Source organism: Nonomuraea sp. NPDC052129 (assembly GCF_040680095.1).
In the GTDB taxonomy this organism is placed as follows: domain Bacteria; phylum Actinomycetota; class Actinomycetes; order Streptosporangiales; family Streptosporangiaceae; genus Nonomuraea.
This window is the reverse complement of the sequence record NZ_JBFAVX010000010.1, coordinates 77,588-99,842: the sequence shown is the minus strand read 5'-3', so window position 1 is coordinate 99,842 and position 22,255 is coordinate 77,588. Positions and strand designations below refer to the sequence as shown.

Genomic DNA, 22,255 nt, shown 5'->3' with positions numbered 1-22,255 from the left:
CGATGACCGTCGATGATGTGACCAGCGAAGATGCGATCCAGCGGTGGCTGCCGTTCCGGGCCCAGACCGGCGCGGCGGACGACGCGCTCGCGCTGTTCTGCCTGCCGCACGCCGGGGGCGGGGCCTCCGCCTACCGGGCGTGGCAGCACCGGTTGCCGGGTGTGGCGGTGCTGCCGGTCCAGCCGGCCGGCCGGGAGAACCGGCTGCGCGAACCTCCGTACGAGCGGATGGCGCCGTTGGTGGCCGACCTGGCCGACGTCATCCTGGCCGAGGTGAGCGGAGGTCGCCGGTACGCCGTCTATGGACACAGCCTGGGCGCGCTGGTCGCCTTCGAACTGCTGAGGGAGATCCGCCGCCGGGGCGGCCCCGAGCCGGTGCACCTGTTCGTCTCCGGCTGCGTCGCCCCGCACCGGTCGTTCGACGACGGGCCGCCGGTGCGCGGCATGAGCAGCTCCGAGCTGGTGGAGCTGCTGCGCAAGCTCGGCGGGACCCCCGACTGGCTGTTGAACGACCCGTCCGTGCTGGAGATGATCCTGCCCGCCATGCAGGCCGACTTCAGCGTCAAGGAGACCTACGCGTACTACCCCGAGCCCCCGCTGAACGTCCCGATCACCGCGCTGCCGAGCACCGACGACCCGCGGGCCGGCCGGGAGCTGGTGGCCGCGTGGCGGGAGCAGACGATCGGGCGGTTCGACCTGCACACCTACGTCGGCGGGCACTTCGCCGTCTTCGAGCAGGCGAAGCTGACGTACAAGCACGTCTCGGAGGCGCTGCGCGCGTGGGTATGACGCAGCCCAGGGTGTGGAAGATCCACCTCGACCGGCCGTTGGCGCCGGGCGGGTGGCGGTCGCTCTCCGACGCCGAGCGCGAGCGGGCCCGACGGCTCGGCTCGGCCCGGGAGCGGCACCGGTTCATGGTCGCGCACGCCGCGCTCCGCGCCATCCTCGGCGACGTCTGCGGCGTGCGCGCCGCGCGTCTGGCCTTCGGCACGGAGGACGGCGGCCGCCCGTACGTGACCCTGCCCCACGGCCGGACCGCGCCCGGCTTCGACCTGCCCGACGACGAGGCCGCGCCCGACTCCAACCTGTCCCACAGCCGGGCCGTAGCCGACTCCAACCTGCTCCGCGGCCGGGGAGCGCCCGATTTCAACCTGTCCCACTCCGAGGAGTGGGCGCTGGTGGCGGTGGCGCCGCCGGGCTCCAGGGTCGGCGTGGACGTCGAGCGGATCCGCGAGGACCTCGACTGTCTGGCGATGGCCGGCAGCATGTACCAGCGGGAGGAGGTCGACCGGCTGCGCGAGGCGGGTCCTTCCGGCCTCCGTACCGGATATTTCCGCCTCTGGACGGCCAAGGAGGCGTACGTCAAAGCCGTCGGGGTGGGCCTGGCCGGGCTCCGCAACGTCCTGGTACGCGAAGAGAGCACGACCCATGGGGCCGTGCTCTCGCCGCCCGGCGCCGCCCTGCCTGTCCGCTGGCTGGACGTCGCGCCGGGTTACGCCGCGGCGGTCGTCACCGCCGCGGCCGCCTCATGACCGCTTTGAGACCGGCACCACGTACCGGCTGAACACGAGGTCGCGCAGTACGTCGTCACCGCCCTCGACGATCGACACGTAGCGCACATCCCGCAGCAGTTTCCCGATGACCGAGTCGTGCGTGTAACCGAGCCCGCCGAACATCTCCGAGGCCGTGGACGCGATCTGCCACCCCGTCTGCCCGCAGAACATCTTCGCGATGAGCGCCGACTTGAGCGTCCCGACACGCAGGAACTCCTCGCCGGCGTCCGGCCGGGCCGCGACCGCGTCGTACGCGCGGGCCGCCGCCAGACACTGGTTCACCATCACGTCGATCTGCATCTCGAACTGGCCCAGCCGGCTGGCGAAGACCGCGTTGTTGGCCAGCGGCGAGCCCTTCACCGACTTGGACTTGCCGTACTCCATGCACACGTCGCGCACCCGGCGGGCGATGCCGAGCGCGGTCGTGGCGATGAGGATGCGGCTGGCGTTCAGCCCGACCTCCAGCAGCCGCAGGCCGTTGCCGCGCAGTACGTTGGCCGCGGGCACCCGGCAGTCGGTGAGCGAGACCTGGTAGGTCGCCGACGAGCGCAGCCCGATGACGTCCCACCGCTTGTCCACGCGGATGCCGGGCGTGTCGCGCGGCACCAGGACCGCGAGGTAGCCCGCCGGGTCGTCCTGGGCCCGCGCGATCACCACGATGAACTGCGCGAAGTCGGTGTTGGTGGAGAACGCCTTCTGGCCGTTGAGCACGATCTCGTCGCCGTCGCGCATCGCCGTGGTGGAGATCCGGGCCAGCTCGCTGCCCGCCGCGTGCTCGCTGCCGAGCGTGGCGCAGAACCCGTTCTCCGCCGCCATACGGCCCAGGTGGCGCTCCCGGAGCTCGGCGGAGCCGTACCACTGGACCATGCTCGTCGTGAGCACCGGGATGAACAGCGTGAACGCCACGCCCGCGTCGGCGTAGGCCAGCTCGGAGACGATGCGGACGCTCTCCTCCAGGCCCAGCCCGAGCCCGCCCGACTCCTTGGGCAGCCACCAGTTCGCCAGGCCGGTGTCGGCGAAGCGCTTGTAGAGCGGCATCGGCGCCTCGGCCAGCGAGTCCAGGTAGGCGTCCTTGTCGAGCAGCTCGCGCCGGGCGAAGCTCTGGATCTTGCGGAGATACTCGGGCTGCTTCACGCGTCCTCCCTTGCGTCCAGCTCCCTAGAGTCCAGCAGGGCGGCCAGCTGGCGGACCGTCGGGCACTCCAGCAGCCCGGTGACGGGCACCGAGGCGTTCAGGGCCTTGCGAATCCGGGTGGTCAACTCGATCGCGAGCAGTGAGTGGCCGCCGAGCTCGAAGAAGTTGTCCGTGGCGCCGATCGGGTCGATGCCCAGCACCCTTGACCAGATGCCGGACAGCGTGGCCTCGGTGCCCTCGTTCGGCTCGACGTACGGGGTGCTCAGGTCCGGGCGCGGGTGGCGCTCGCGGTCGTCGTCGAGATCGTCGTCGCCGGCGTCATGGATGTCACCGGTGACCCACTGTGCGATGCGCGCCTCCAGCGAGCCGGTCGAGATGACCAGGTGCCCGACGCGGTCGGCGGCCGACAGCGCCCGCTCGAACACGTCCACGCCCTCCGCGGGCGTCATCGCGTAGTCGATCACCGCGCCGCTGTGGCCTTCGAGCCGGTCCGGGTCGATGTTCCAGGTGTCCCAGTCGACGGTGACCCACCGGCCGCCGCGCAGCCGGGCCACGCGGATGTAGGCGTCGAGTGCCGCGTTCGCCGACGCGTACGGCGCCAGCGTCATCCCGCCGAGCACCGCCGCGATCGACGACAGCGTGACGCGCCGGTCGCGGGCCTGCTCTCCCAGTACGGCCTCCAGCACGTGGAAGCCCTTGACCTTGGCGGCCAGGTGGGCGTCGCACTGGCCGCGGTCCATGAGGTGGGCGAAGTTGAAGTAGCCGCCGTCCTGGACGCCCGCGCCGTGCACGGCCACGTCGATGCCGCCGAAGCGCTCGACCGCCGCCTCGACGACCGCCCGCATCCCGGCCTCGTCGGCCACGTCGGCCGACAGGGCGAGCACGGTGGCGCCGCGCTCCTCCAGGTCGCGGATGTTGCGGATGTGCCGTGCCGTACGCTCCCCGCCCTGCGGCACCGAGGCCAGGAAGGCGTCCCACTCCTCGCGGGGCGGCAGCGGGGCGCGGGCGGTGAGCACCAGGCGGCAGCCGTACCGGGCGGCCAGGTGGCGGGAGAGCACGAGGCCGACGTCGCCGAGACCGCCGGTGATCAGCACGGTGTCGCCGTCGCGGAACGGCCGCTCCTCCGGGCCGGGCTCCTCGATGGGGTACTGCTCGTACTGCCGCAGCCACGTCTCGCCCGAGCGCACCGCGACCGGCCCCTCGTGCGGGGCGACGGAGGCGGCCAGGATCTGTGTGGCGAGCTGCTCGGGATCGATGTCGGAGCCGACGTCGATGTGCCGGCAGCGCAGGCGCGGGTTCTCCTGCTGCAGGCTCGGCGCCAGCGCGGCGAGCGTCGCGTGCTCGGGGTGGCGCAGGTCCGAGCCGACCACGCCCACCGCTCCCGACGTCAGCAGGACCAGCTCGGCGCGCGGCGCGGAGCCGGTGTTGTCGACGAGCTCGCGGGCCAGCGCGAGGGCGGAGTAGAAGCCGCGGCTCTGCTCGGCGTCGAAGTGGGCGACCGGGTCCGGCCCCGCCTCGGCGGCGGACAGGCTGAAGGCGTGAATGATGGAGCGCGGGTTGACCACGAGCGAGTAGAGCACCTCGGCCATGTCGTCCGCCTTGTCGGGGCGAATCGTGAAATGTCCGGTGTCGTCCTCGTCGAACCGGTCACCTCGGCGCACCGCGGTCACCTCGGCGCCCGCCTCGGTAAGCCGCTCGACCAGGGCCTCGCCCCGGTCGTCGTCGGTGAAGACCAGCCAGGGACCGGCCAGCCTGAGCTGCTCGTCCAGGCCGTTGAGGGTAAGGGGCCGCTGCCGCCACGTCGGCAGGTGCGTCCACTTCGAGCGGTCGAACGTCTTGCCGGTGCTCGGGGGCGCGGCCATCATGCTCGGGTTGGCCTTGACCCAGAACCGGCGCTTCTGCCACGGGTAGGTGGGCAGCTCGACCCGCAGGCCCGCGCCCTGGTGCAGGACCGCCCAGTCGATGGCGCTGCCTGCCTGCCACAGCCCGGCCACGGTGGCCAGCAGCCACTCGGCGGCGCCCTCGTCGCCGGCGGGGGCCACCACGATCTCCTCGACTCCGGAGGTGTCGGAGGTCGCGTCGTGGAGCAGGCGCACGCCGAGCGTGGTGAGCGCCTCGGCGAGCGCCCCGACCGCGTCCACAGGGGAGACTGCGTCACTCACGGTGCCCGGCCGGGTCAGCCGGTCGGCCGCCGCGCGCAGGTCCGCCCACCAGGCGGCCGATACGTCGCCGCCCGGCGTGACCAGCCGGACCTTGGGGTTGCGGCGCTGCGTCTTGGCATCGATCCAGCGCGCCGGATCGCTGAGCGCCGCGACCGCGTCCTCCCGGTCCCGGACCACGATCGCCCGCCGCGTCGCGAAGCCGCCGCGCGACACCTGCAGCGTGTACGCCACATCCGCCAGATCGTCGGCCAGGTTCCCGGAGAGGTGCTCCCGCAGCAGGCCGGTGAGGTCGGACAGCGCCTGCCCGTCGGCGGCCGAGAACGTCAGCAGGTGAGGTCCGGGCCGGGCCGGCCGCGCCGGCCGTACCGGCGCCTGCTCCAGCACCACGTGCGCGTTGGTGCCGCCGAGCCCGAACGAGCTGACCCCGGCCCGGCGCGGGTGCGGACCCGCGGGCCAGGCCTGGTGCTCGGTGAGCACGGTGAACCGGTCCCGCGCCGTCGCCAGCGCCGGGTTGGGCGTCTCGTAGTGCGGGGTGCCCGGCAGCAGCTCGTTCTTGAGGGTGAGCGCGGCGCGCATCAGCCCGGTGACTCCGGAAGCGCGGTCGAGGTGACCGATGCTGGGCTTGAGCGAGCCCAGCACGCACGGCGTCTCGCGGGGCTGGGCGAACACTCGGTTCATCGCGGCCAGCTCGATCGAATCGCCCAGCATGGTGCCGGTCGCGTGGCACTCGACGTAGCCGACGGTGTCGGGCTTGACCCCGGCCACGCCCAGCGCGGACTCGATGACCTCGGCCTGCCCGTCGACACCGGGCGCGGTGTATCCGGCGCGCGTCCGGCCGTCGTTGTTGGCCGCCGAGCCGAGGATGACCGCGTGGATGACGTCGCCGTCCTTGAGCGCGTCGGACATGCGCTTGAGCGCGACCGTGCCGACGCCGCTGCCCATGACCGTGCCGCCCGCCTCGGCGTCGAAGCTGCGGACCCGGCCGTCGGGCGACATGATCCCGCCCTGCTCGTACAGGTAACCCGCGGGCTGGGGGAGCGGTGTGAACGCGCCGCCCGCCAGCGCGATGTCGCACTCGTACGTCAGCAGGCTCTGGCAGGCCAGGTGCACCGACACCAGCGAGGTGGAGCAGAAGGTCTGCACGGTGACGGCCGGGCCGCGCAGCCCGAGCTTGTAGGAGACGGTCGAGGCCAGCGAGTCGCGCTCGTTGCCGGTGGCCATGAGCAGCGCGCCGCCCGGCTGGCCCGCGAGGTGCTGGATGTTCTGGACGATGTAGTCGGGGAAGCCGCAGCCGGCGAAGACGGCGACCTGTCCCGGCGTGTCGGTCGGGCAGTAGCCCGCGCTCTCCAGCGCCTCCCACGAGCATTCGAGGAACAGCTTGTGCTGGGGGTCCATCGTCTCGGCCTCGCGCGGGTTGATCCCGAAGACCGTGGCGTCGAACTGGTCGAGGCCGTCGATCGGGCCGCCGACGCGGACGTAGCGCGGGTCGGCCACCTTGCCCGGCTCGACGCCGGACTCGGCCAGTTCCTCGTCGGTGATCTCGCGCAGCCCCTTGATCCCGGCGAGCACGTTGCGCCACAGCTCGCCGACGCTGCTCGCCCCCGGAAAGCGACCGGACATCCCGATCAGGGCGACCGCCGAGTCGTAGTCCGTCTCAGTGTCCGTCATGAGGCCGCCTTTCCGCGGAGCATGTTGCGTCGCTGTTCGATGCGGGACCGCCGCTGGTCAAGGGCCCCGAGGGTCTGCTGGTCCTGCTCGCCCCCCGAGGTCGCGGCTTCGGCGAGCGAGGCGACCGTGGGCGACTGGTAGAGGATGTGCGGCGGCAGGTAGGACAGTTCGAGGGCCTTGCGGACCTCGGCGATGATCTCCATGCCGAGCAGCGAGTTGCCGCCGAGCTCGAAGAAGTTGTCGTGGATGCCGACCTGCTCCAGGCCGAGCGCCTCGGCCCAGACCGCGGTGATGGCCTCCTCGGCCGGTGACTGCGGCTCGACGTAGGCGGTCGACAGCTCGGGCCGCGGGTGGCGGCCGAAGGCGTCGCGGATCTTCTTCACCGTGGCCTGGTGGCTCTCGATCGACGAGCGGCGGCTCATCGCGACCAGCGGGGCGAAGTCCTGCGTCGAGGTGATCACGTGGGCCTCGCCGCTGGCCAGCACCCGCAGCAGCGTCTCGTAGCCCTGGTCGAAGGTGATGCCGAAGTTCTCCCGATACCAGGTGAAGTAGTGCTTGGAGCCCTCGTCATAGTTCTCCAGGCCGTCGGTCCAGCCGTTCCAGGTCCACTCGCACCAGTCGATCGCCGCCACGGTCACGCCGGGCAGCGGGTCACTCAGCGCGTACGCGTCGAGGAAGGCGTTGGCCGCGCAGTAGTCGACCTGACCGGCGCCGCCGCCGGTCGCCGACGTGGTGGAGGAGAACAAAGCCACGAAATCAACCGGAACGTCCCTCAGCGCCTCGCCGATGGCCAGCGTGCCCGCCACCTTAGGCGCCAGTGTGCGCTGGATGTCGGCGGCCGTCTTGAACTGCATCAGGCCGACGGCCGGCACCCCGGCGCAGTGCAGCACGCCGTTGAGCTCGCCGAACGTCTCGATCGCCGCGCCGACCGCCCGCCGTACGTCATCGGGCTGGGAGACGTCACCGGCGACCGTGATGACCTGGATGCCCGCGGCCTCCAGCCGCCGCAGCCCCTCGATCCGCCGGCGCACCTCGTCGGCGGTGCGCTCCGAGGCCAGGATGGGGCCCCACTGGTCCTTGGGCGGTACGGGGGTGCGGCCCATCAGGACGAGGCGGGCCTGGTAGTGCTCGGCGAGTCGTTCGGCCATGGCCAGGCCGATGCCGCCGAGGCCGCCGGTCACGAGGTACGTGCCGCCCTGGCGTACCCGGGCCTTGGGGGAGTCCTGGTCGATGCACGACGCGTCGAGCACCTCGTACTCCGGGACCCAGCGCCGGCCACTCCGCAGCCCCACGACCTGGTCGGCGGGTTCGGCGCGCAGCTCGGTGAGGAGGTCGCGCGGCGACGACGCCGTGTCGATGTCGATCAGGCGGGTGCGGACCCGCGGGTACTCGACCGGGATCAGGCGGGTCGGGCCGAGCAGGGTGCCGCGTTCCGGGATGACCCGGTCGCCGGGGAGCACCCGCTGGCCGCCGATGGTGACGATGTCGAGCGACCACCGCGTGATCCCCATGTCGCCCGCGGCCCGCGCGAGCGCGACCAGGGTGTGCAGGCCGCGCCGCAGGCACTCGTCGGTCGAGTCGGGGTTCTCCTCGGCGGTCCACAGGTGCACAACGCGCTCGGGCTCGAAGTCCCGCTCGGCCAGGGACCGCAGCGCGCTGACGGCGTCCTCCGGCGAGCCGGGCCGGACCACCAGGCCGTCGGGCCCGGCGGCGAACCGCTCACCGGGACGGACCAGCACCACCTGGTGCCCCGCCGCCTCCAGGTGCGCGCGCAGCGCGGTGGTCAGCGTGTCGGCACGGCCCGCGTCGGTGTAGACCAGCCAGCGGGCCGCCTCCTCCTCGCGTGCCGGGCGCGGCGCGGTCTGCCGCCAGGTCGGCACGTTGATCCAGCGCTCGTCGGGCAGCCGGGGCAGGGCGTTCAGGATGCTGGTGGGGTCGCTGTCGTCGATCGCGGGTGCGCCGGTGCTCGCCGCGGTCTGGTCGATCTCCAGCCAGTAGTCCTGGTGCTCGAAGGGGTAGGTCGGCAGCGGGATCCGGCCGGGCGCCCAGCCGGCGTGCAGCGCCGCCCAGTCGACGGAGACGCCGGCCAGCCAGAGTTTGCCGACGGCCGTGGCGGTGGCGGCGTGGGTGTCGAGGCGGTCGTTCGCGGCGGGCAGCGTGGTGACGATCAGCGGCCACTGGGCGCGGTCGCACTCCGGGTGGCCGCGGGTGAGCGCGCCGAGCGACTGGCCGGGGCCGATCTCCACCAGGGCGAGGTCACCGGAGCCGAGCACGTGCGCGAGCCCGGCGCCGAACTCCACGGTCTCGCACATGTGCCGCGACCAGTAGCCGGGGTCGGTGACGACGTCCGCGGTGGCCAGGCGGCCGGTGACGTTGCTGACGTACGGGATGACCGGGGGGTGCAGGGTGACGTTGTCGCTGATCCAGGCGGTCAGCTCGGCGGCCACCGGTTCCAGCATCCGGGAGTGGAAGGCGTGCGTGGTGTCCAGGCGGCGGCAGCCGATCTTCGCCTCCAGCAGCAGCGCGCCGGCCGCCTCGACCGCCGCGACAGGCCCGGCCAGGACCAGCTGCGAGCCGGTGCGGACCGCCACGTCCAGGTCGCGGGTCAGCAGGTCGCCGAGCACCGCGCGCAGCCGCCGCTCGTCGGCGGCCACCGCGAGCATGGCGCCCTCGGGCTGCGAGGTGATCAGCTTGGCCCGGTAGGCGACCAGCCGCAGCGCGTCAGGGAGCGAGAGGACGCCGGACAGGCAGGCGGCCACGTACTCGCCGAGGCTGTAGCCGACCATGATCTCGGGGGCGATGCCCCAGCGGATGAGCTGGCGGGCCAGCGCGTACTCCGCCACGAAGACGGCGGGCTGGATCAGGTGCGCCTCGACCGTGGAGGGAGTCGCCGCGTCGCCGGTCCGGCCCAGAAGCCGGGCCAGGTCGCCGCCCGTGTCCTGGCGCTCGGCGGCCACGAAGACGTCGGACAGCTGCGCGGCCTCGGTGAGCCCGAGGACGGTCAGGCACTCGTCGACGTCGTCGCGGAAGGCGGGCTCGTCGGCGTAGAGCGCGGCCACCATGCCGGGGTACTGCTCGCCGACCCCGGCGATCAGGAAGCCGACCCGGCGGCCCACGGTCGCGTCGTTACGGCCCAGCCGCCCGGCCGGGTCGGCCAGCAGAGTGGCGGCGCGGCCGGTCGAGTCGGCCACGACGACCCTGCGGTGGTTGAAGACCTTGCGGCCGACCTGCAGCGTGTAGGCGACGTCGCCCAGTTCGAGATCGGAGTCGATCTCCAGCCGGTCGGCGAGCCGGACGCAGGCGTTCTCGGCGGCCGACTCGGAGCGGGCCGACAGCGGCAGCACCTGCCAGCGGCGGGACCGCTCGGGTCGCCGCTCGGGCCGCGGGGCCTCGGTGACGATGGCGTGCGCGTTCGTGCCGCCCATGCCGAGCGAGCTGATGCCCGCGATCCGGGGCCGGTCGTCGTCACGCGGCCACGGCGTGACCTCGGAGGTGACGCGGAACGGGCTGCTGTCGAAGTCGATCTCCCGGTTCGGGGACGTGTAGTGCAGGGTGCCCGGGATGAGTTCGTTGCGCAGGGACTGGACGACCTTGATGAGCCCGGTGACGCCCGAGGCCCGGTCGAGGTGGCCGACGTTCGGCTTGATCGAGCCGAGCAGGCAGTACTGCTTGTCCTTGGTGGGGCCGAAGGCGCTGCTCAGGGCGGCGACCTCCATCGGGTCGCCCACCTCGGTCGCGGTGCCGTGCGCCTCGACGTACGAGATCTCGGACGGGTCGACCCCGGCCCGCTCGATCGCCCTGCTGACGCACCTGCGCTGCCCGTCGATGCTGGGCGCGAGGTAGCTGAACTTGAGCGCGCCGTCGTTGTTGATCGCGGAGGCGCGGATGACGGCGAGCACGGTGTCGCGGTCGGCGATCGCGCGGTCGAGGCGCTTGAGCGCGACCACGGCGGCCCCGTCGCCGAACATGCTGCCCTTGCCCTCGGCGTCGAAGGTGCGCACGTGGCCGTCGGGCGACTCCTGGCCGCCCTCCTCCCACAGGTACCCGACCCGGTCGGGGATGCGTACGGACACGCCGCCGGCCAGCGCGATCTCGCAGTCGCCCCGGCGCAGCGCGTCGCTGGCCAGGTGCACGGCGACGAGGGAGGTCGAGCAGAACGTCTGCACGGCCACACTCGGGCCCGAGAGGTTCAGGCGGAAGGAGACGTTCGTGGTGAGCGCGTCCTTGTCGTTGCCGATCATCAGGGCGGACGGGTCGATGCCCATCTCGAATGCCCTGAGCCGGGTGAGCAGGTAGCCGCTGATGTTGGTGCCCGCGAACACGCCCACGCTGCCCCGCGCGTCGGGTGAGCCGTAACCGGCGGCTTCGAGGACCTCCCAAGCGACCTCCAGGAAGATCCGCTGCTGCGGATCGGCCAAGGTCGCCTCACGCGGGTTGTAACCAAAGAATCCGGCGTCGAATCCCCGGATGTCCTCGAGGATCGGCCGGCTCCTGACATAGTTCGGCTGCTGGAAGGTCGCCGGACTGACCCCCGCGTCGATCAGCTCCTCGTCGGAGAATCGGGTGAACGATTCCACACCGGTGCTGATGTTGCGCCAGAACGTCTCGACGTTGTCCGCCCCGGGGAATCGGCCGGCCATGCCGATGATCGCGATATTCGACTCGTCCGCCGAGTGTTTCGAGTCGCCGGGTGAATGCTGCTGATCCATCAACATGCCTCAATTCCGTACATGTCACTGAATTACCGATAGAAAGGCGAGCGACCCGCGGCCCCCTGACCGCGGGTCGGCACTTCAGAGCAGGTGTCCGCGCCCCCATCCGCGTGTGAGCCTGCGGACGGCGAACGTGCCGGCGACGAGGCCGATCGCCAGCAGCACCCCGGCCGGTGCCAGGGTGCCGGCCGCGTCTCCGCGGACCGCGGCCTGCATCATCGTCAGGGCCCAGTAGCCAGGCGAGATGTGCGCGGCCACCTGGGCCCACTCGGGCATGATGCTCAGCGGCACCAACGCCCCGCCCAGCGAGCTGAGCGTCAGCGCGCCGACATCGGAGATCACACTGAGCTCCCCGTGGCTGCGGACGATCGTGGCCAGTGCCGCGCCGATCGACAGCAGCGCGAAGGCCCAGATCGCGATCGCGAAGACCACGTACTGCGGGGCCCTCGGGATCGGCAGCCCGATGACGAGGCAGCCGTACACCAGCAGGATCGACTGCTGCACGACCATCACCACGAAGATCGGGATGGTCTTGCCGAGCAGCAGTTCGGTCGCCGGGGCGCGGCTCGCGCGCAGCCGGTCCCAGGTGCGCCAGGTGCGCTCGACGAGGATCGCGTTGCCCGCGATCGAGATCGCGAACACCGAGAACATCACCATCAGCCCGGTCGCCACCTGCGTGGCGCCGCCTTCGACGGCCCGGACGTACAGCGGCTTGAGCACCAGCATGAGCACCATCGGCATGGCGACGTAGCTGATCATCTGGCCCGGGTCGCGCAGCCGGATGAGCGTGTTGTGCTTGGCCAGCGCGCCGATGCGGTACGCGGCGCCGCGCAGGTTCTCGACCAGGCCCGCGGGCGGCGGGGGTTCGATCCGCTGCTGGGTGTGGGGGGTGTCAAGGAGCATTGCTGACCGCCAGGGATCTGTAGAGGTCGTCGAGGGAGGGGTTGCGCACGTCGACGGTGCTGATCGGGCGGTCGGCACGGCTGAGCAGGTCGATCAGGGTGTTGGCCGGGTGGGCCGTCGAGACCGTGATCTCCTCTTCGTTGTCGAAAGTGAGCTGCACCTCGCCGGGCAGGCCGTCGACCAGCTCCTCGTGGGTGCCCCTGGCGATGACCCGGCCGTCCCTGACGACCGCGATCGTGGCCTGGAGCTCGGTGAGCTCGGGCAGGTAGTGGGTGGTGTAGACGACGGCGGCGCCCTCGCCCGCGCGCTGCTTGACCACGTCGAGCATCGCCTGCCTGGTCTCCAGGTCGGCGCCGGCCGTCGGCTCGTCGAGCAGCAGCAGCGCCGGCCGGTGGATGAGCGCGGTGGCCGCCTGGGTCCTGCGCTGCTGGCCGCCGGACAGGACCGCCGCGTGCCGGTCGATGAAGTCGGTCAGCCGCAGGGCGACCACGATGTCGTCGATGGCGGTGGTGAGCGCCTGGCCACGCAGCCCGGCCAGCTTGCCGAACAGCTCCAGGTGCTCCCTGACGCTGACGGACGGGTAGAGCGCGATGTGCTGCGGTGCGACTCCGACCTGGCCTTTGACGGCGGACGGTGGCTTACCGTCGATGGTGACGTGGCCGCCGTCCGGTCGGGTCAGGTACGACACGATCTCCACGAAGGTCGTCTTGCCCGCGCCGTTGTGCCCCACGAGCCCGACGATCTCGCCCGCGGCCACGCTCAGGCTGAACTCGTCGAGGGCTCTGACCGGGCCATAACACTTGACAAGATCGATTGCCTCCAGCAATGTGTCACCTCCTCCAGTATTCACACCGAATGCGACGTCTACCCTTTGTCGGAAATTAATCGGTTGAATACGATTAACTGGGTGTTGCTGGCTACGATAGCGGGAGCCGGCCCAGGTGGCCGATGGCAGGAAGTGGCAGGAAAGAGTAGGCCACTGACCATCTGCGGAATTTTTTCGCCATAACTGGTAAGTCCGCACTACAGGCCCGCTGTCATCAAATGACGGTAATTTGCTGCCAGTGCGCCAGTTATCGCACAACTAGAATGACTCACCTTTACCGCATAATCTGACCACCATGCGTGTGGGAACGTTGCTCGCGGCAGGGCAGGACTGCGACGTGTACGAGGCCGGGACCGGCAAGGTGATCCGGCGGGCCCGCGACGGCCGCAGCCTCGAACGCGAGGCGTCGGTCATGCGGCACGCCCGCAGGCAGGGCTTTCCGGCGCCCGAGGTCTTCGACGCCGACGGGGCCGACATCCTCATGGAGCGGGTCGTGGGCGTCAGCGTGTCACGCGTGGCCACCCGGCGGCCATGGCGCGCGCCCGCGTACGGGCGCCTCCTGATGGAGTTGCTCCAGCGGCTGGCCACCGTACGCGCGCCCGGCTGGCTGCCCGCCGCCGAGGGAGCGCCCGGCAACAACCTGCTCCACCTGGACCTGCACCCCGGCAACGTGCTCGTCACCGGCGACGGCCCCCGGGTCATCGACTGGGCGAACGCCGGCCGTGGCGCGCCGGCCGCCGACGTGGCGTGCACCTGGCTGATCATCGCCGCCGCCCCCGTGTCCGGGCCGGTGCGGCGGGCCGGGCGCGTCCTCATGGCGAAGGCGTTCGCGGACGCCGTCGACCGGCCGGCCGTGCTGCCGTACCTGACCGCGATGGCCGAGCGCCGCCGCGACGACGACAACACCCACGACGCAGAGCGGGCCGCCATCGACCGCCTGCTCGCCCGCGAGACCGCGACATCCTCCCCACGGCTCACGCCGAAAGACTCCACGCTCAAGGAGAACCGATGAACGAGCGGCGAAAGATCCGGGCGTCGGACGGCGATCGCGAGGTGGTCGCCGAGCGGCTCAGCTCCGCGCTGGCCGAGGGCCGCCTGAGCATGCAGGAGTACGACGACCGGCTGGGCCGGGCCTTCCAGGCGGTGACGTACGGCGAACTGGCGGATCTCCTGGGCGACCTGCCCCGCGCGAAGGCGAAACCGCAGCCCGCGCCGCGTGGGGCGACGGTCCCGGCCGGGCTGCTGGCGACGCTGCCGAGATGGCTCAGGATCCTCTGGGCGATCTGGGCCGTGAAGGTGTCGATCAACGTGGTGGTCTGGGTCATGCTCAGCGTCTCAGACGCGTCCCTGGTGTACTTCTGGCCCATGTGGATCATCGGGCCGCCGGGCGCCGCGCTGTTCGGGCTGTCGGCCGCGACCACCATGATGCGCCGTGGCCGCGTCCCAGTGGAAGCCGCCGCGACGCCCTCGCCCCTCGACGGCGGCTGACTGCCCGGAAAGTGGCTAAGTGCCCGGAAAGCGGTGACGCCAACCCTTAATTTCCTACCAGATGTGTGGGATAATGGTCGGCATGAGCTTGGATCGGACGCGCTCATCGAGCGAGCGTGCTGAGACACCGCTGACCGCCGCCATCATGGCCGGCCGCTGGATTCGCTCGGCGGCCGTCGACGACGAGCGCGGCCGGCACTGGCGGGCCAACCCCGACCCCCGGGGCAGGTCGGCCCTCGCCGCCGAACCGGCCTCGCTCTACGCGGGGGCGGCGGGCATCGTGCTGTTCTTCCTGGAGCTCGCCGCCGCGACGGGCCATGAGGCGTACCTCGAAGAGGCCCGCGCGGGTGCCCGCTACCTCTCCGCGACCTGGGCGAACCAGACCAGCCTGTCGCTCTACCACGGCCTGTCCGGCACGGTGGTCGCGCTCGCCGAGGCCGGCTGGGTGCTCGGGGACGGGGAGTTCGAGGCGGCCGCTGTGGCCGCCGCCGACCGGATCGTCCGCTCCGCCCGCCCGCTCGACGGAGGTCCCGGCTGGTCGCGCGATCCCGCGCAGAGCGGCGACGGCGGCGTGGTGCTCGGCTTGCTGCACGCGTCCTCGATGCTCGGCATGCCCGCCTACCAGGACCTGGCCGTCGAGGCGGGTGCCCGCATCGCCCGCCTGGCCGTGCCCGGTCACCGATTCGGTGACTCCACCGGCCTGCCCGACGCGCAGACCTGGGCCGGTGACTGCTCTGACCTGCCGGGAAAGCCCGGTGACGCGGCCGGTGGCCGGGCCGATCTGCCGGTGGACGCCGTCACCCCGGGCTTCCTGTCCGGCACGGCGGGCACGGCGTTCCTGCTCGCCCGCCTGTACGGCGTCACCGGTGACCCGATCTTCCTCAACGCGGCCCGCAGAGGCGCCGGCTTCGTCCAGATGGTCAGCGTCGTGGCCGGGAGGTGCGCCGCCGTGCCGCACCACGTCCCGCAGGGCAGGGGGCTGCACTATCTGGGCTTCTGCTCGGGTTCGGCCGGGGTGGCGCGGCTGTTCTACGAGCTGTACCGGGTCACGGGCGAGGCCGACGACCTGGCCTGGTGCGAGCGGCTGGCGCACGGCATCGTCGAGAGCGGCGTACCGCACCGCCGCACCCCGGGCTTCTGGAACGTCTCCTGCCAGTGCTGCGGCACGGCCGGGCTGTTGGAGCTGTTCGTGGGGCTGTGGGCGGCGACGGGGCGCAAGTCGTACCTGGACTTCGCGAGCGTGCTCGCCGAGCACCTGATCGGCCGGGCGGTCGACCACGACGGGCGGGGGCTGCGCTGGTACCAGGCGTATCGGCGGCTGCGCCCCGGTGAGGTGTCGGCGGACACGGGGTACATGATCGGCGCGGCGGGCATCGGCGCCGCGCTCCTGCACCTGGACGCGGCCCTCCAGGGCGACCAGGCCCGCCGGGTGATCCTGCTGCCGGACAACCCGTTCCCCTCGATCCCCGTGCCCGCGCACCGTCTGAGCCGTCCCGGCGCGGACGGCTGACGGTGCGCCGGAGCGGGTCAGGGCGGGGATAGAGCGGTCAGGACGTGGCCGCCAGGGGCGCGACCGCGCGCAGTCGCTCGAAGTTGGCCACGTACTGGCGGTACATGGCCTGGTCGTCGAGCCGCAGCAGGGTCTCGTCGTTGCGGCGCAGCGAGCTCTCGATGTAGTTGTGGCTGCCCGTCAGCACGACGCGGGCGTGGGCGTGGCCCTCGAAGGAGCCCTCGATGAGCAGGTACTTGGAGTGGATCCGGCCGGGCAGCGCGTCGCCGGTGCCCAGCGTGCGCAGCTCGATCCGTGGCTCGGCCAGTAGCAGCTGCTTGACCTCGTCGGCCATGATGCCGTAGACGATCTTGACCGAGCAGCCCTGAGCGGCCAGGTCGCGGAGCTTCTCGGGAATGGCGATGCGGTAGGTGTCCCATTCCGACATGCCGACGCGGATCTGCGTACCGGGAGTGCAGCGGACTTTCGCGAGGTGCTCGGCGACGGTGTCGGTGGTGGCGTCCATCCCGGCGCGGGGGAAGAACCAGGCCTGGCCGGAACGGGTCGTGGTGCTGCGGTAGTAGTCGGGGTTCTTCCGCTCCGCCGCCAGATCCTGGAAGTAGCTGTCATACGCCCGGTACAGCTTCTTGTCCCGGGGGAGTACGACCGCGTTGTTCCAGTACGTCGCGGAGTTCAGATCAGTGAGGTTGGCCGACGACTGCACCACCACGTCGGAGACGCCGCCGGTCCGGGAGAACAGGTAGAACTTGTTGTGCTGGCCCTTGCTGCCGACGCAGGCCGCCGTGCCGCCCGACGGCGGGCCGGTGCAGACGTGCAGGTAGGAGCTCGCGGAGATGTCCGTGCCGAGCGCGGTCGCGAGCTGCGTGGCCACGGTCGCACCGCGCGTGTCGCCGTCCAGGATCACCCGCACCTCGACACCCCGCTGGTGCGCCTTGATCAGCTCGCCGGCGAAGTCGGTGCCTGCCTGGCCGGACATGACGAAGTGGGCGACCTGGATCCGGGCGCCGGCAGGGGTCTGGTGGATCAGTCCGCAGAGGCGCCGGACGATGGCTGTTGGGTCGCCGCCCACCGGGTCGTTGAAGACCGCGCCCTTGGCGACCGGCTCGTCCGGCGCGTCCGCGCAGGTCGTGGCACTCACCGCCGCCGTGGTCTGGCCGTCCCCGACGGGCGTGGCGCTCGCCGTGGCTGTTCCGCCCCCGGCTGATGTGGCGCTCGCTGTGGCCGGGCCGCCCCCAGCCAGCAGGGCCGTCAGTATGACGGCGCCCACCAGGGCGGACAGGACTCTGTTCGACATGCGATCGCTCCTTCACGAGGCGGCCGGATCCGTCCCGTCCGCCGGGGGGCTCGTCAGGACGGGTCGGTCTCGGGGAAATGGCAGGCCACGGGGTGGCCGGTGCCGCGGTCGAGGAGCAGCGGCTCCTCGTCCCGGCATCGATCCTGGGCCCGCCAGCAGCGCGTCCGGAAACGGCAGCCTGACGGCGGGTTCAACGGTGAGGGAACATCGCCGTTCAGCACGATCTCTTCTCGCTTGTCCTCCTGCCGCCCGCCGTCCCGCCAGTCGTCGAGGCTCGGTGCCGCCGACAGCAGGGCCTGTGTGTACGGGTGGGACGGCCGCAGGTAGACACTCTCCTTCGTACCGATCTCGACGATCTTGCCCAGGTACATCACCGCGACCCGGTCACAGATGTGGTGCACGACGCCCAGATCGTGGGAGATGAACAGGTACGCGACCCCCAGGTCGCGCCGCAGCTCTTCGAGCAGGTTGAGTATCTGCGCCCGTACCGACACGTCCAGGGCGGACACGGCCTCGTCACAGACGATCAGCCGCGGCCGCACGGACAGCGCGCGGGCGATGCTGATGCGTTGCCGCTGACCTCCGGAGAACTGATGCGGGTATCTGTCGGCGTGCTCGGGACGCAGGCCGACGCGATCCAGCAGCCCGCGCACTTCCTCGTCCCACTGCTCTCGCGGCACGATCCCCGGATGGATCCGCCACGCCTCCTTGATCAGGGCGGAGACGGTCATCCGCGGGTTGAGCGAGGCGTACGGGTCCTGGAAGACCAGCTGGACGTCCTGGCGGAGCCCGCGCAACTCCCTGGCCGGCAGCGTCGCCAGGTCGCGGCCCTCGAACAGCACCTGCCCGCTGGACGGGCGCACCAGGCCGACGATGGTCCTGGCGATCGTGGACTTGCCGCAGCCGGACTCGCCGACCAGGCCCACGGTCTCCCCGGCCCGTACGTCGAGGCTCACCCCGGCAACGGCGCGCACCTCGGCGCCGGAGCGGCCGAGCCCGCCGCGCAGGCGGTAGGCGGTGACCAGATCGACCAGCTCCAGCAGGGGCGGGCCGTCGTGGTCCCGGGCGCGGGACTCAGCGAGCGCCGGTGTGGACACCCGCCATCACCTCCTCGGCGAAGTGACAGGCGCTGGTCCGGCCCGGCGCCACCTCGCGTGGTTCGGGCTCGACCTCCCGGCACTTGTCACGGGTGAACGGGCAGCGGGGATGGAAGGAGCAGCCGGCGGGCGGCGCGGTCGGATCGGGCGGGTGGCCGTCGATCGCCACCAGCGGTCCGCCGCCGTCGCGCGGCGCGGGCACGGCGCGCATCAGGCCCAGCGTGTACGGGTGCGCGGGCCGCTCGTACACCTCGGCCACGGTGCCCACCTCGGCGATCCGCCCCGCGTACATCACCGCCACCCGGTCGGCCGCCCGCGCGACCACCCCGAGATCGTGGCTGATGAGGATCATCCCCAGCCGTTCGGCCTGCTGGCGCTGCCGCAGCAGCCGCAGGATCTGCGCCTGCACGGTGACGTCGAGCGCGGTGGTGGGCTCGTCCGCGATGAGCAGCCGGGGGTCGAGGGCAAGCGCGATAGCGATCATGACCCGCTGGCGCATGCCACCGGAGAACCGGTGCGGATGGTCGTCCAGGCGCCGCGCGGCGTCCGGGATGCCCACCTGGACCATGAGCTCCGTGGCCAGGCGGCGAGACTCCGCCCGGCCCAGACCCCGGTGCCTGCGGAACATCTCGGCGATCTGGTAGCCCACCGTCAGCGACGGGTTCAGCGCGCTCAGCGGATCCTGGAAGATCATCGCGATGCGCTCGCCACGGAGCCGCTGCCACTCCCGGTCCGGGAGCCCGGTGACGTCGCGGCCCTCGATCGCGACGCGGCCCCCGGTGACGCGGGCCCGCGGCGGTACCAGCCCCAGCAGCGCCTGCGCCGTCACACTCTTGCCGCTGCCGGACTCGCCGACGATCGCCAGCGTCTCGCCCTCGTCCACCTGGAAGGACACCCCGCGGACCGCCCGCAACGGCCCTTTCGCCGTGTCGAACTCCACGGCCAGGTCGTCGACTCGCAGCAACGGCGTCACCGGCTCGGCGTCTCGCAACAGTGGGATCATGGCGTCTGGTGTCATCGTCACAGCTCCGTCATCGGGTCGGAGGCGTCACGGAGCAGGTCACCAAGGATGCCGATGCTGACCACCACCAGTGCCAGAGCGGCGCCGGGCGCCGCCGCGATCCACCACGCCGACGCCAGGTAGTCACGGCCCTGGGCGATCGTCGATCCCCAGGACGCCTGGGAGGGCGGCACCCCGAGGCCGAGGAAACTCAGCGACGCCTCGGCGACCATGGTCAGGCCGATCTGCACGGTCGCCGCCACCAGCAGCGGCGGCAGGCACGACGGCAGGATGTAGTGGACCAGGATCCGCCCGTGCGAGGCGCCCATCACCCGGGCGGAGTCCACGAACTCCCGGTCGCGGACCGCGAGCGCCGAACCCCGTACCACCCTGGCGAAGATCACCCAGCGGGTCACCGCGAGTGCGATGATCACGTTCGTCATGCTCGGGCCCAGCACGCCGGCCAGCATGATGGCCAGCAGCAGGCTGGGGAAGGCGAGCTGGATGTCGCCGAGCCGGGAGATGACCCCGTCGGCCCAGCCGCCGAAGTACCCCGCCAGCAGGCCCATCAGCAGGCCGACCGACCCGGCGACGACCACGGTGACCAGGGCCACGGTCAGCGAGGTACGCATCCCGGCCAGTACCGCGGCCAGGATGTCCTGGCCGACCTGGTTGGTGCCGAGCCAGGCCACGGCGCCGTCCGACAGCCGGGTGCCGGGTGGCAACAGCCGGTCGGGCGGGCTGGTCGCGGCGGCGTCGAAGGGCACCAGCAGCGGCCCCAGCACCCCCGCCACCACGAACAGCAGCACCATCCCGAGGGCGAGGTGGGCGCGCGGCGGCAGTCCGGCCAGCCGCCGGAGAGCCGCCCCGGTCCCGCTGGGCGGTAGGTCGCGGAGCTTCGGCGGCATCATGCGTTCTCCAACTGGATCCTGGGGTCGAGGTAGCCGTAGAGCACGTCGACCAGCAGGTTGAGCGTGATGTAGCAGAGCGTGATCACGGTCAGGACGGCTTCGACCACGGCGTAGTCGCGGAAGGTGATGGAGTCCACGAGCAGCCGGCCGATCCCCGGCCAGGCGAAGACCACCTCGACGATGACGCCGTTGGCGATGAAGTTGCCCATGAGCAGGCCCAGCATGGTCACCACCGGGACCAGGGTGTTGCGCAGGACGTGGATGTAGAAGACGACCCGGTCGCTCAGCCCCTTGGCGCGGGCCGTACGGACGTAGTCCTGGTTCATCTCCTCCAGCACGCCGGTCCGTACGAGCCGGCCCAGCCAGCCCACGAACGGCAGCGCGAGCGTGAAGGCGGGCAGGAGGAGGCTCGCCATGGTGCCGTCGGCCGTACTGGGCAGGATCTGCAGCCCCCGAGCGAAGATCAGCGAGAGCATGATGCCGATCCAGAAGGGCGGCAACGCCTGGCCGACCAGCGACGACACCGAGATCAGGCGGTCGGCCAGGGAGTTGGCGTGCCGGGCCGCGTACGAGCCGGTGAGGAAGCCCAGCACCACGGTGAACACCATGGCCCAGGCGGACAGGACCAGCGTCGGCCCCAGCCGCTCCAGGCAGGCGTCGAGCGCGCCCACGCCCTGCCGCCACGACTGGCCGAAGTCGAGGCTCAGGAGGCCCTGGAGGTGATGCAGATATTGGACCGGCAGCGGATCGTCGAGCCCAAGCTGCGCCCGTAAGGCGGCCAGTTGCTCCGGCGTCGCCTGGCTGCCCAGGATCAGCTCGGCGGGGTCGCCGGGCAGCACCCGGAGGGCGACGAAGACGATGGTGATGGCGCCCCAGATCTGGAGCAGCGCCTGGGCCAGGCGGCGCCCGACGAAGCCGGTCATCTGCCGCCTCCGCTCGACGCCCGCTCGACCAGCCGGGGCGGGAAGAGGATCTTCTCCGGCGGCCCCTCCGCCGGTGGCCGCTTCAGCCGCCGGAGCATGTGGTCCACGGCGGACACGGCGATCTCCGCCGCCGGCAGCTCGACCGTGGTGAGGGAGGGGATGACGTACGGGGCGAACGGGTGGCCGCCGTAGCCGACCACGAGCACGTCCTCCGGGATCCGCAGCCCGGCCTCGTCGGCCACCCGGTAGACGCCGAGCGCGAAGTAGTCGTTGCCCGCGACGAAGGCCATCGGCCGCCGCGCCGTCCGGAGCACGTCCTTGGCCAGCCGGTACGCCTCCCCGGGATCCCAGGGCATGGCGCTCTGCTCCAGCCGCCTGGTCGGCACCTTGATCACGGTGTCCGGCTCCACGGGCAGCCCGGCCTCGGCCATGGCCCGGCGGTAGCCCGCCACGCGGTCGGTGACCGACGAGACGCCCAGGTCCTCCTCCAGGAAGCAGATCTTCCTGGCGCCCCGCGCGATGGCGTGCTGGGCGGCCTCGTAGCCGCCCAGGACGTGGTCGACGCCCACCAGATCGGTGTTCAGCTCGGGGACGTCCCGGCTGATCAGTACGAGCGGGACCCCGGCGGACCGGAAGCGGCGCCAGTGCTCGGCGCCCTCCTGCACCGTCACCACGAGCACCCCGTCGACGCCGCGGCGCAGCAGCTCCTCGGCCGCGCGCCGCTCGTTGTCCAGGCTCTCCTCCGTCGCCATGAGCAGCAGCGAGTAGCCGTGCTTACGGCAGTGCTGCTCCATGCCGCTGATGAGCTGCGCGTAGAACGGGTTGGACGGATTGGTGATCACCATGCCCAGCGTGCTCGCGGAGCCCAGCACCAGCGAGCGGGCCGTGACGTTGGGCACGTAGCCGAGCCGTTCCGCCTCGGCCTTGACGCGGTTCCTGGTCTCCACGCCGACGCTGTCCTTGTCGGACAGCGCCCGCGAAACGGTGTTGACCGACACGCCGAGGCTCTCGGCGATGTCTTTCAGGGTCGTCCGGTGGCCCTCAGGCATGGTGTCCCCAGAGTCGATTCAGGTGC

At 71.7% G+C, this 22,255-nt stretch carries 16 protein-coding genes; 5 read left to right on the top strand and 11 right to left on the bottom strand.

Features of this window, described 5'->3' with window-relative positions; translation table 11 throughout:
- Nucleotides 1-2: 2 nt before the first annotated feature.
- Both AB0L53_RS23335 and AB0L53_RS23330 read left to right on the top strand, forming a co-directional pair.
- Nucleotides 3-788 carry an alpha/beta fold hydrolase gene (locus AB0L53_RS23335; RefSeq protein ID WP_363997291.1) on the top strand — a complete coding sequence of 262 codons (786 nt, stop codon included), beginning with the start codon at nt 3-5 and terminating at the stop codon, nt 786-788.
- Nucleotides 785-1,531 carry a 4'-phosphopantetheinyl transferase superfamily protein gene (locus AB0L53_RS23330; RefSeq protein WP_363997288.1) on the top strand — a complete coding sequence of 249 codons (747 nt, stop codon included), beginning with the start codon at nt 785-787 and terminating at the stop codon, nt 1,529-1,531. The genes AB0L53_RS23335 and AB0L53_RS23330 overlap by 4 nt, the downstream gene beginning before the upstream one ends.
- On the opposite strand, the gene AB0L53_RS23325 is transcribed toward AB0L53_RS23330, so the two are convergent.
- The 5 genes from AB0L53_RS23325 to AB0L53_RS23305 form a co-directional block, all read right to left on the bottom strand.
- Entirely contained in the window at nt 1,526-2,686 is a 1,161-nt protein-coding gene (locus tag AB0L53_RS23325; RefSeq protein ID WP_363997285.1) for an acyl-CoA dehydrogenase family protein, read from the bottom strand. The two genes, AB0L53_RS23330 and AB0L53_RS23325, sit on opposite strands and share 6 nt — an antisense overlap.
- The gene (locus AB0L53_RS23320) at nt 2,683-6,516 is read right to left on the bottom strand and encodes an SDR family NAD(P)-dependent oxidoreductase (protein ID WP_363997282.1); all 3,834 of its coding nucleotides are present in this window, start codon (nt 6,514-6,516) and stop codon (nt 2,683-2,685) included. Before AB0L53_RS23320 ends, AB0L53_RS23325 begins: the two co-directional genes overlap by 4 nt.
- Nucleotides 6,513-11,225: an SDR family NAD(P)-dependent oxidoreductase gene (locus AB0L53_RS23315; protein ID WP_363997279.1), complete on the bottom strand. Its 4,713-nt coding sequence runs from the start codon at nt 11,223-11,225 to the stop codon at nt 6,513-6,515. Before AB0L53_RS23315 ends, AB0L53_RS23320 begins: the two co-directional genes overlap by 4 nt.
- A gap of 84 nt (nt 11,226-11,309) precedes the next feature.
- On the bottom strand, nt 11,310-12,131 hold the full coding sequence (locus AB0L53_RS23310) for an ABC transporter permease (RefSeq protein ID WP_357942111.1): 822 nt from the start codon (nt 12,129-12,131) through the stop codon (nt 11,310-11,312).
- Complete coding sequence (locus AB0L53_RS23305) at nt 12,121-12,957, bottom strand: ABC transporter ATP-binding protein (RefSeq protein WP_363997275.1); 837 nt, start codon at nt 12,955-12,957, stop codon at nt 12,121-12,123. The genes AB0L53_RS23310 and AB0L53_RS23305 overlap by 11 nt, the downstream gene beginning before the upstream one ends.
- Before the next feature lie 295 nt (nt 12,958-13,252).
- Here AB0L53_RS23305 and AB0L53_RS23300 point away from each other — a divergent pair, with 295 nt between their 5' ends.
- From AB0L53_RS23300 to AB0L53_RS23290, 3 genes are all read left to right on the top strand, one after another.
- Nucleotides 13,253-13,969, top strand: a complete 717-nt coding sequence (locus AB0L53_RS23300; protein ID WP_363997272.1) for a phosphotransferase — start codon at nt 13,253-13,255, stop codon at nt 13,967-13,969.
- Nucleotides 13,966-14,445, top strand: a complete 480-nt coding sequence (locus tag AB0L53_RS23295; RefSeq protein ID WP_363997269.1) for a DUF1707 domain-containing protein — start codon at nt 13,966-13,968, stop codon at nt 14,443-14,445. The genes AB0L53_RS23300 and AB0L53_RS23295 overlap by 4 nt, the downstream gene beginning before the upstream one ends.
- An 82-nt stretch (nt 14,446-14,527) precedes the next feature.
- Nucleotides 14,528-15,955 (top strand): lanthionine synthetase LanC family protein, encoded by a 1,428-nt coding sequence (locus AB0L53_RS23290; RefSeq protein ID WP_363997266.1) that lies wholly within the window; start codon nt 14,528-14,530, stop codon nt 15,953-15,955.
- A gap of 37 nt (nt 15,956-15,992) precedes the next feature.
- On the opposite strand, the gene AB0L53_RS23285 is transcribed toward AB0L53_RS23290, so the two are convergent.
- From AB0L53_RS23285 to AB0L53_RS23260, 6 genes are read right to left on the bottom strand one after another with little or no spacing between them, the layout of a single operon-like run.
- Complete coding sequence (locus AB0L53_RS23285; RefSeq protein ID WP_363997263.1) at nt 15,993-17,249, bottom strand: phospholipase D-like domain-containing protein; 1,257 nt, start codon at nt 17,247-17,249, stop codon at nt 15,993-15,995.
- Nucleotides 17,250-17,302: 53 nt separating this feature from the next.
- The gene (locus AB0L53_RS23280) at nt 17,303-18,346 is read right to left on the bottom strand and encodes an oligopeptide/dipeptide ABC transporter ATP-binding protein (RefSeq protein WP_363997260.1); all 1,044 of its coding nucleotides are present in this window, start codon (nt 18,344-18,346) and stop codon (nt 17,303-17,305) included.
- The gene (locus tag AB0L53_RS23275) at nt 18,324-19,364 is read right to left on the bottom strand and encodes an ABC transporter ATP-binding protein (RefSeq protein ID WP_363997257.1); all 1,041 of its coding nucleotides are present in this window, start codon (nt 19,362-19,364) and stop codon (nt 18,324-18,326) included. Before AB0L53_RS23275 ends, AB0L53_RS23280 begins: the two co-directional genes overlap by 23 nt.
- A gap of 2 nt (nt 19,365-19,366) precedes the next feature.
- The gene (locus AB0L53_RS23270; RefSeq protein ID WP_363997254.1) at nt 19,367-20,257 is read right to left on the bottom strand and encodes an ABC transporter permease; all 891 of its coding nucleotides are present in this window, start codon (nt 20,255-20,257) and stop codon (nt 19,367-19,369) included.
- On the bottom strand, nt 20,254-21,180 hold the full coding sequence (locus tag AB0L53_RS23265; RefSeq protein WP_363997251.1) for an ABC transporter permease: 927 nt from the start codon (nt 21,178-21,180) through the stop codon (nt 20,254-20,256). Before AB0L53_RS23265 ends, AB0L53_RS23270 begins: the two co-directional genes overlap by 4 nt.
- Entirely contained in the window at nt 21,177-22,229 is a 1,053-nt protein-coding gene (locus tag AB0L53_RS23260) for a LacI family DNA-binding transcriptional regulator (protein ID WP_363997248.1), read from the bottom strand. Before AB0L53_RS23260 ends, AB0L53_RS23265 begins: the two co-directional genes overlap by 4 nt.
- Nucleotides 22,230-22,255: the final 26 nt, after the last annotated feature.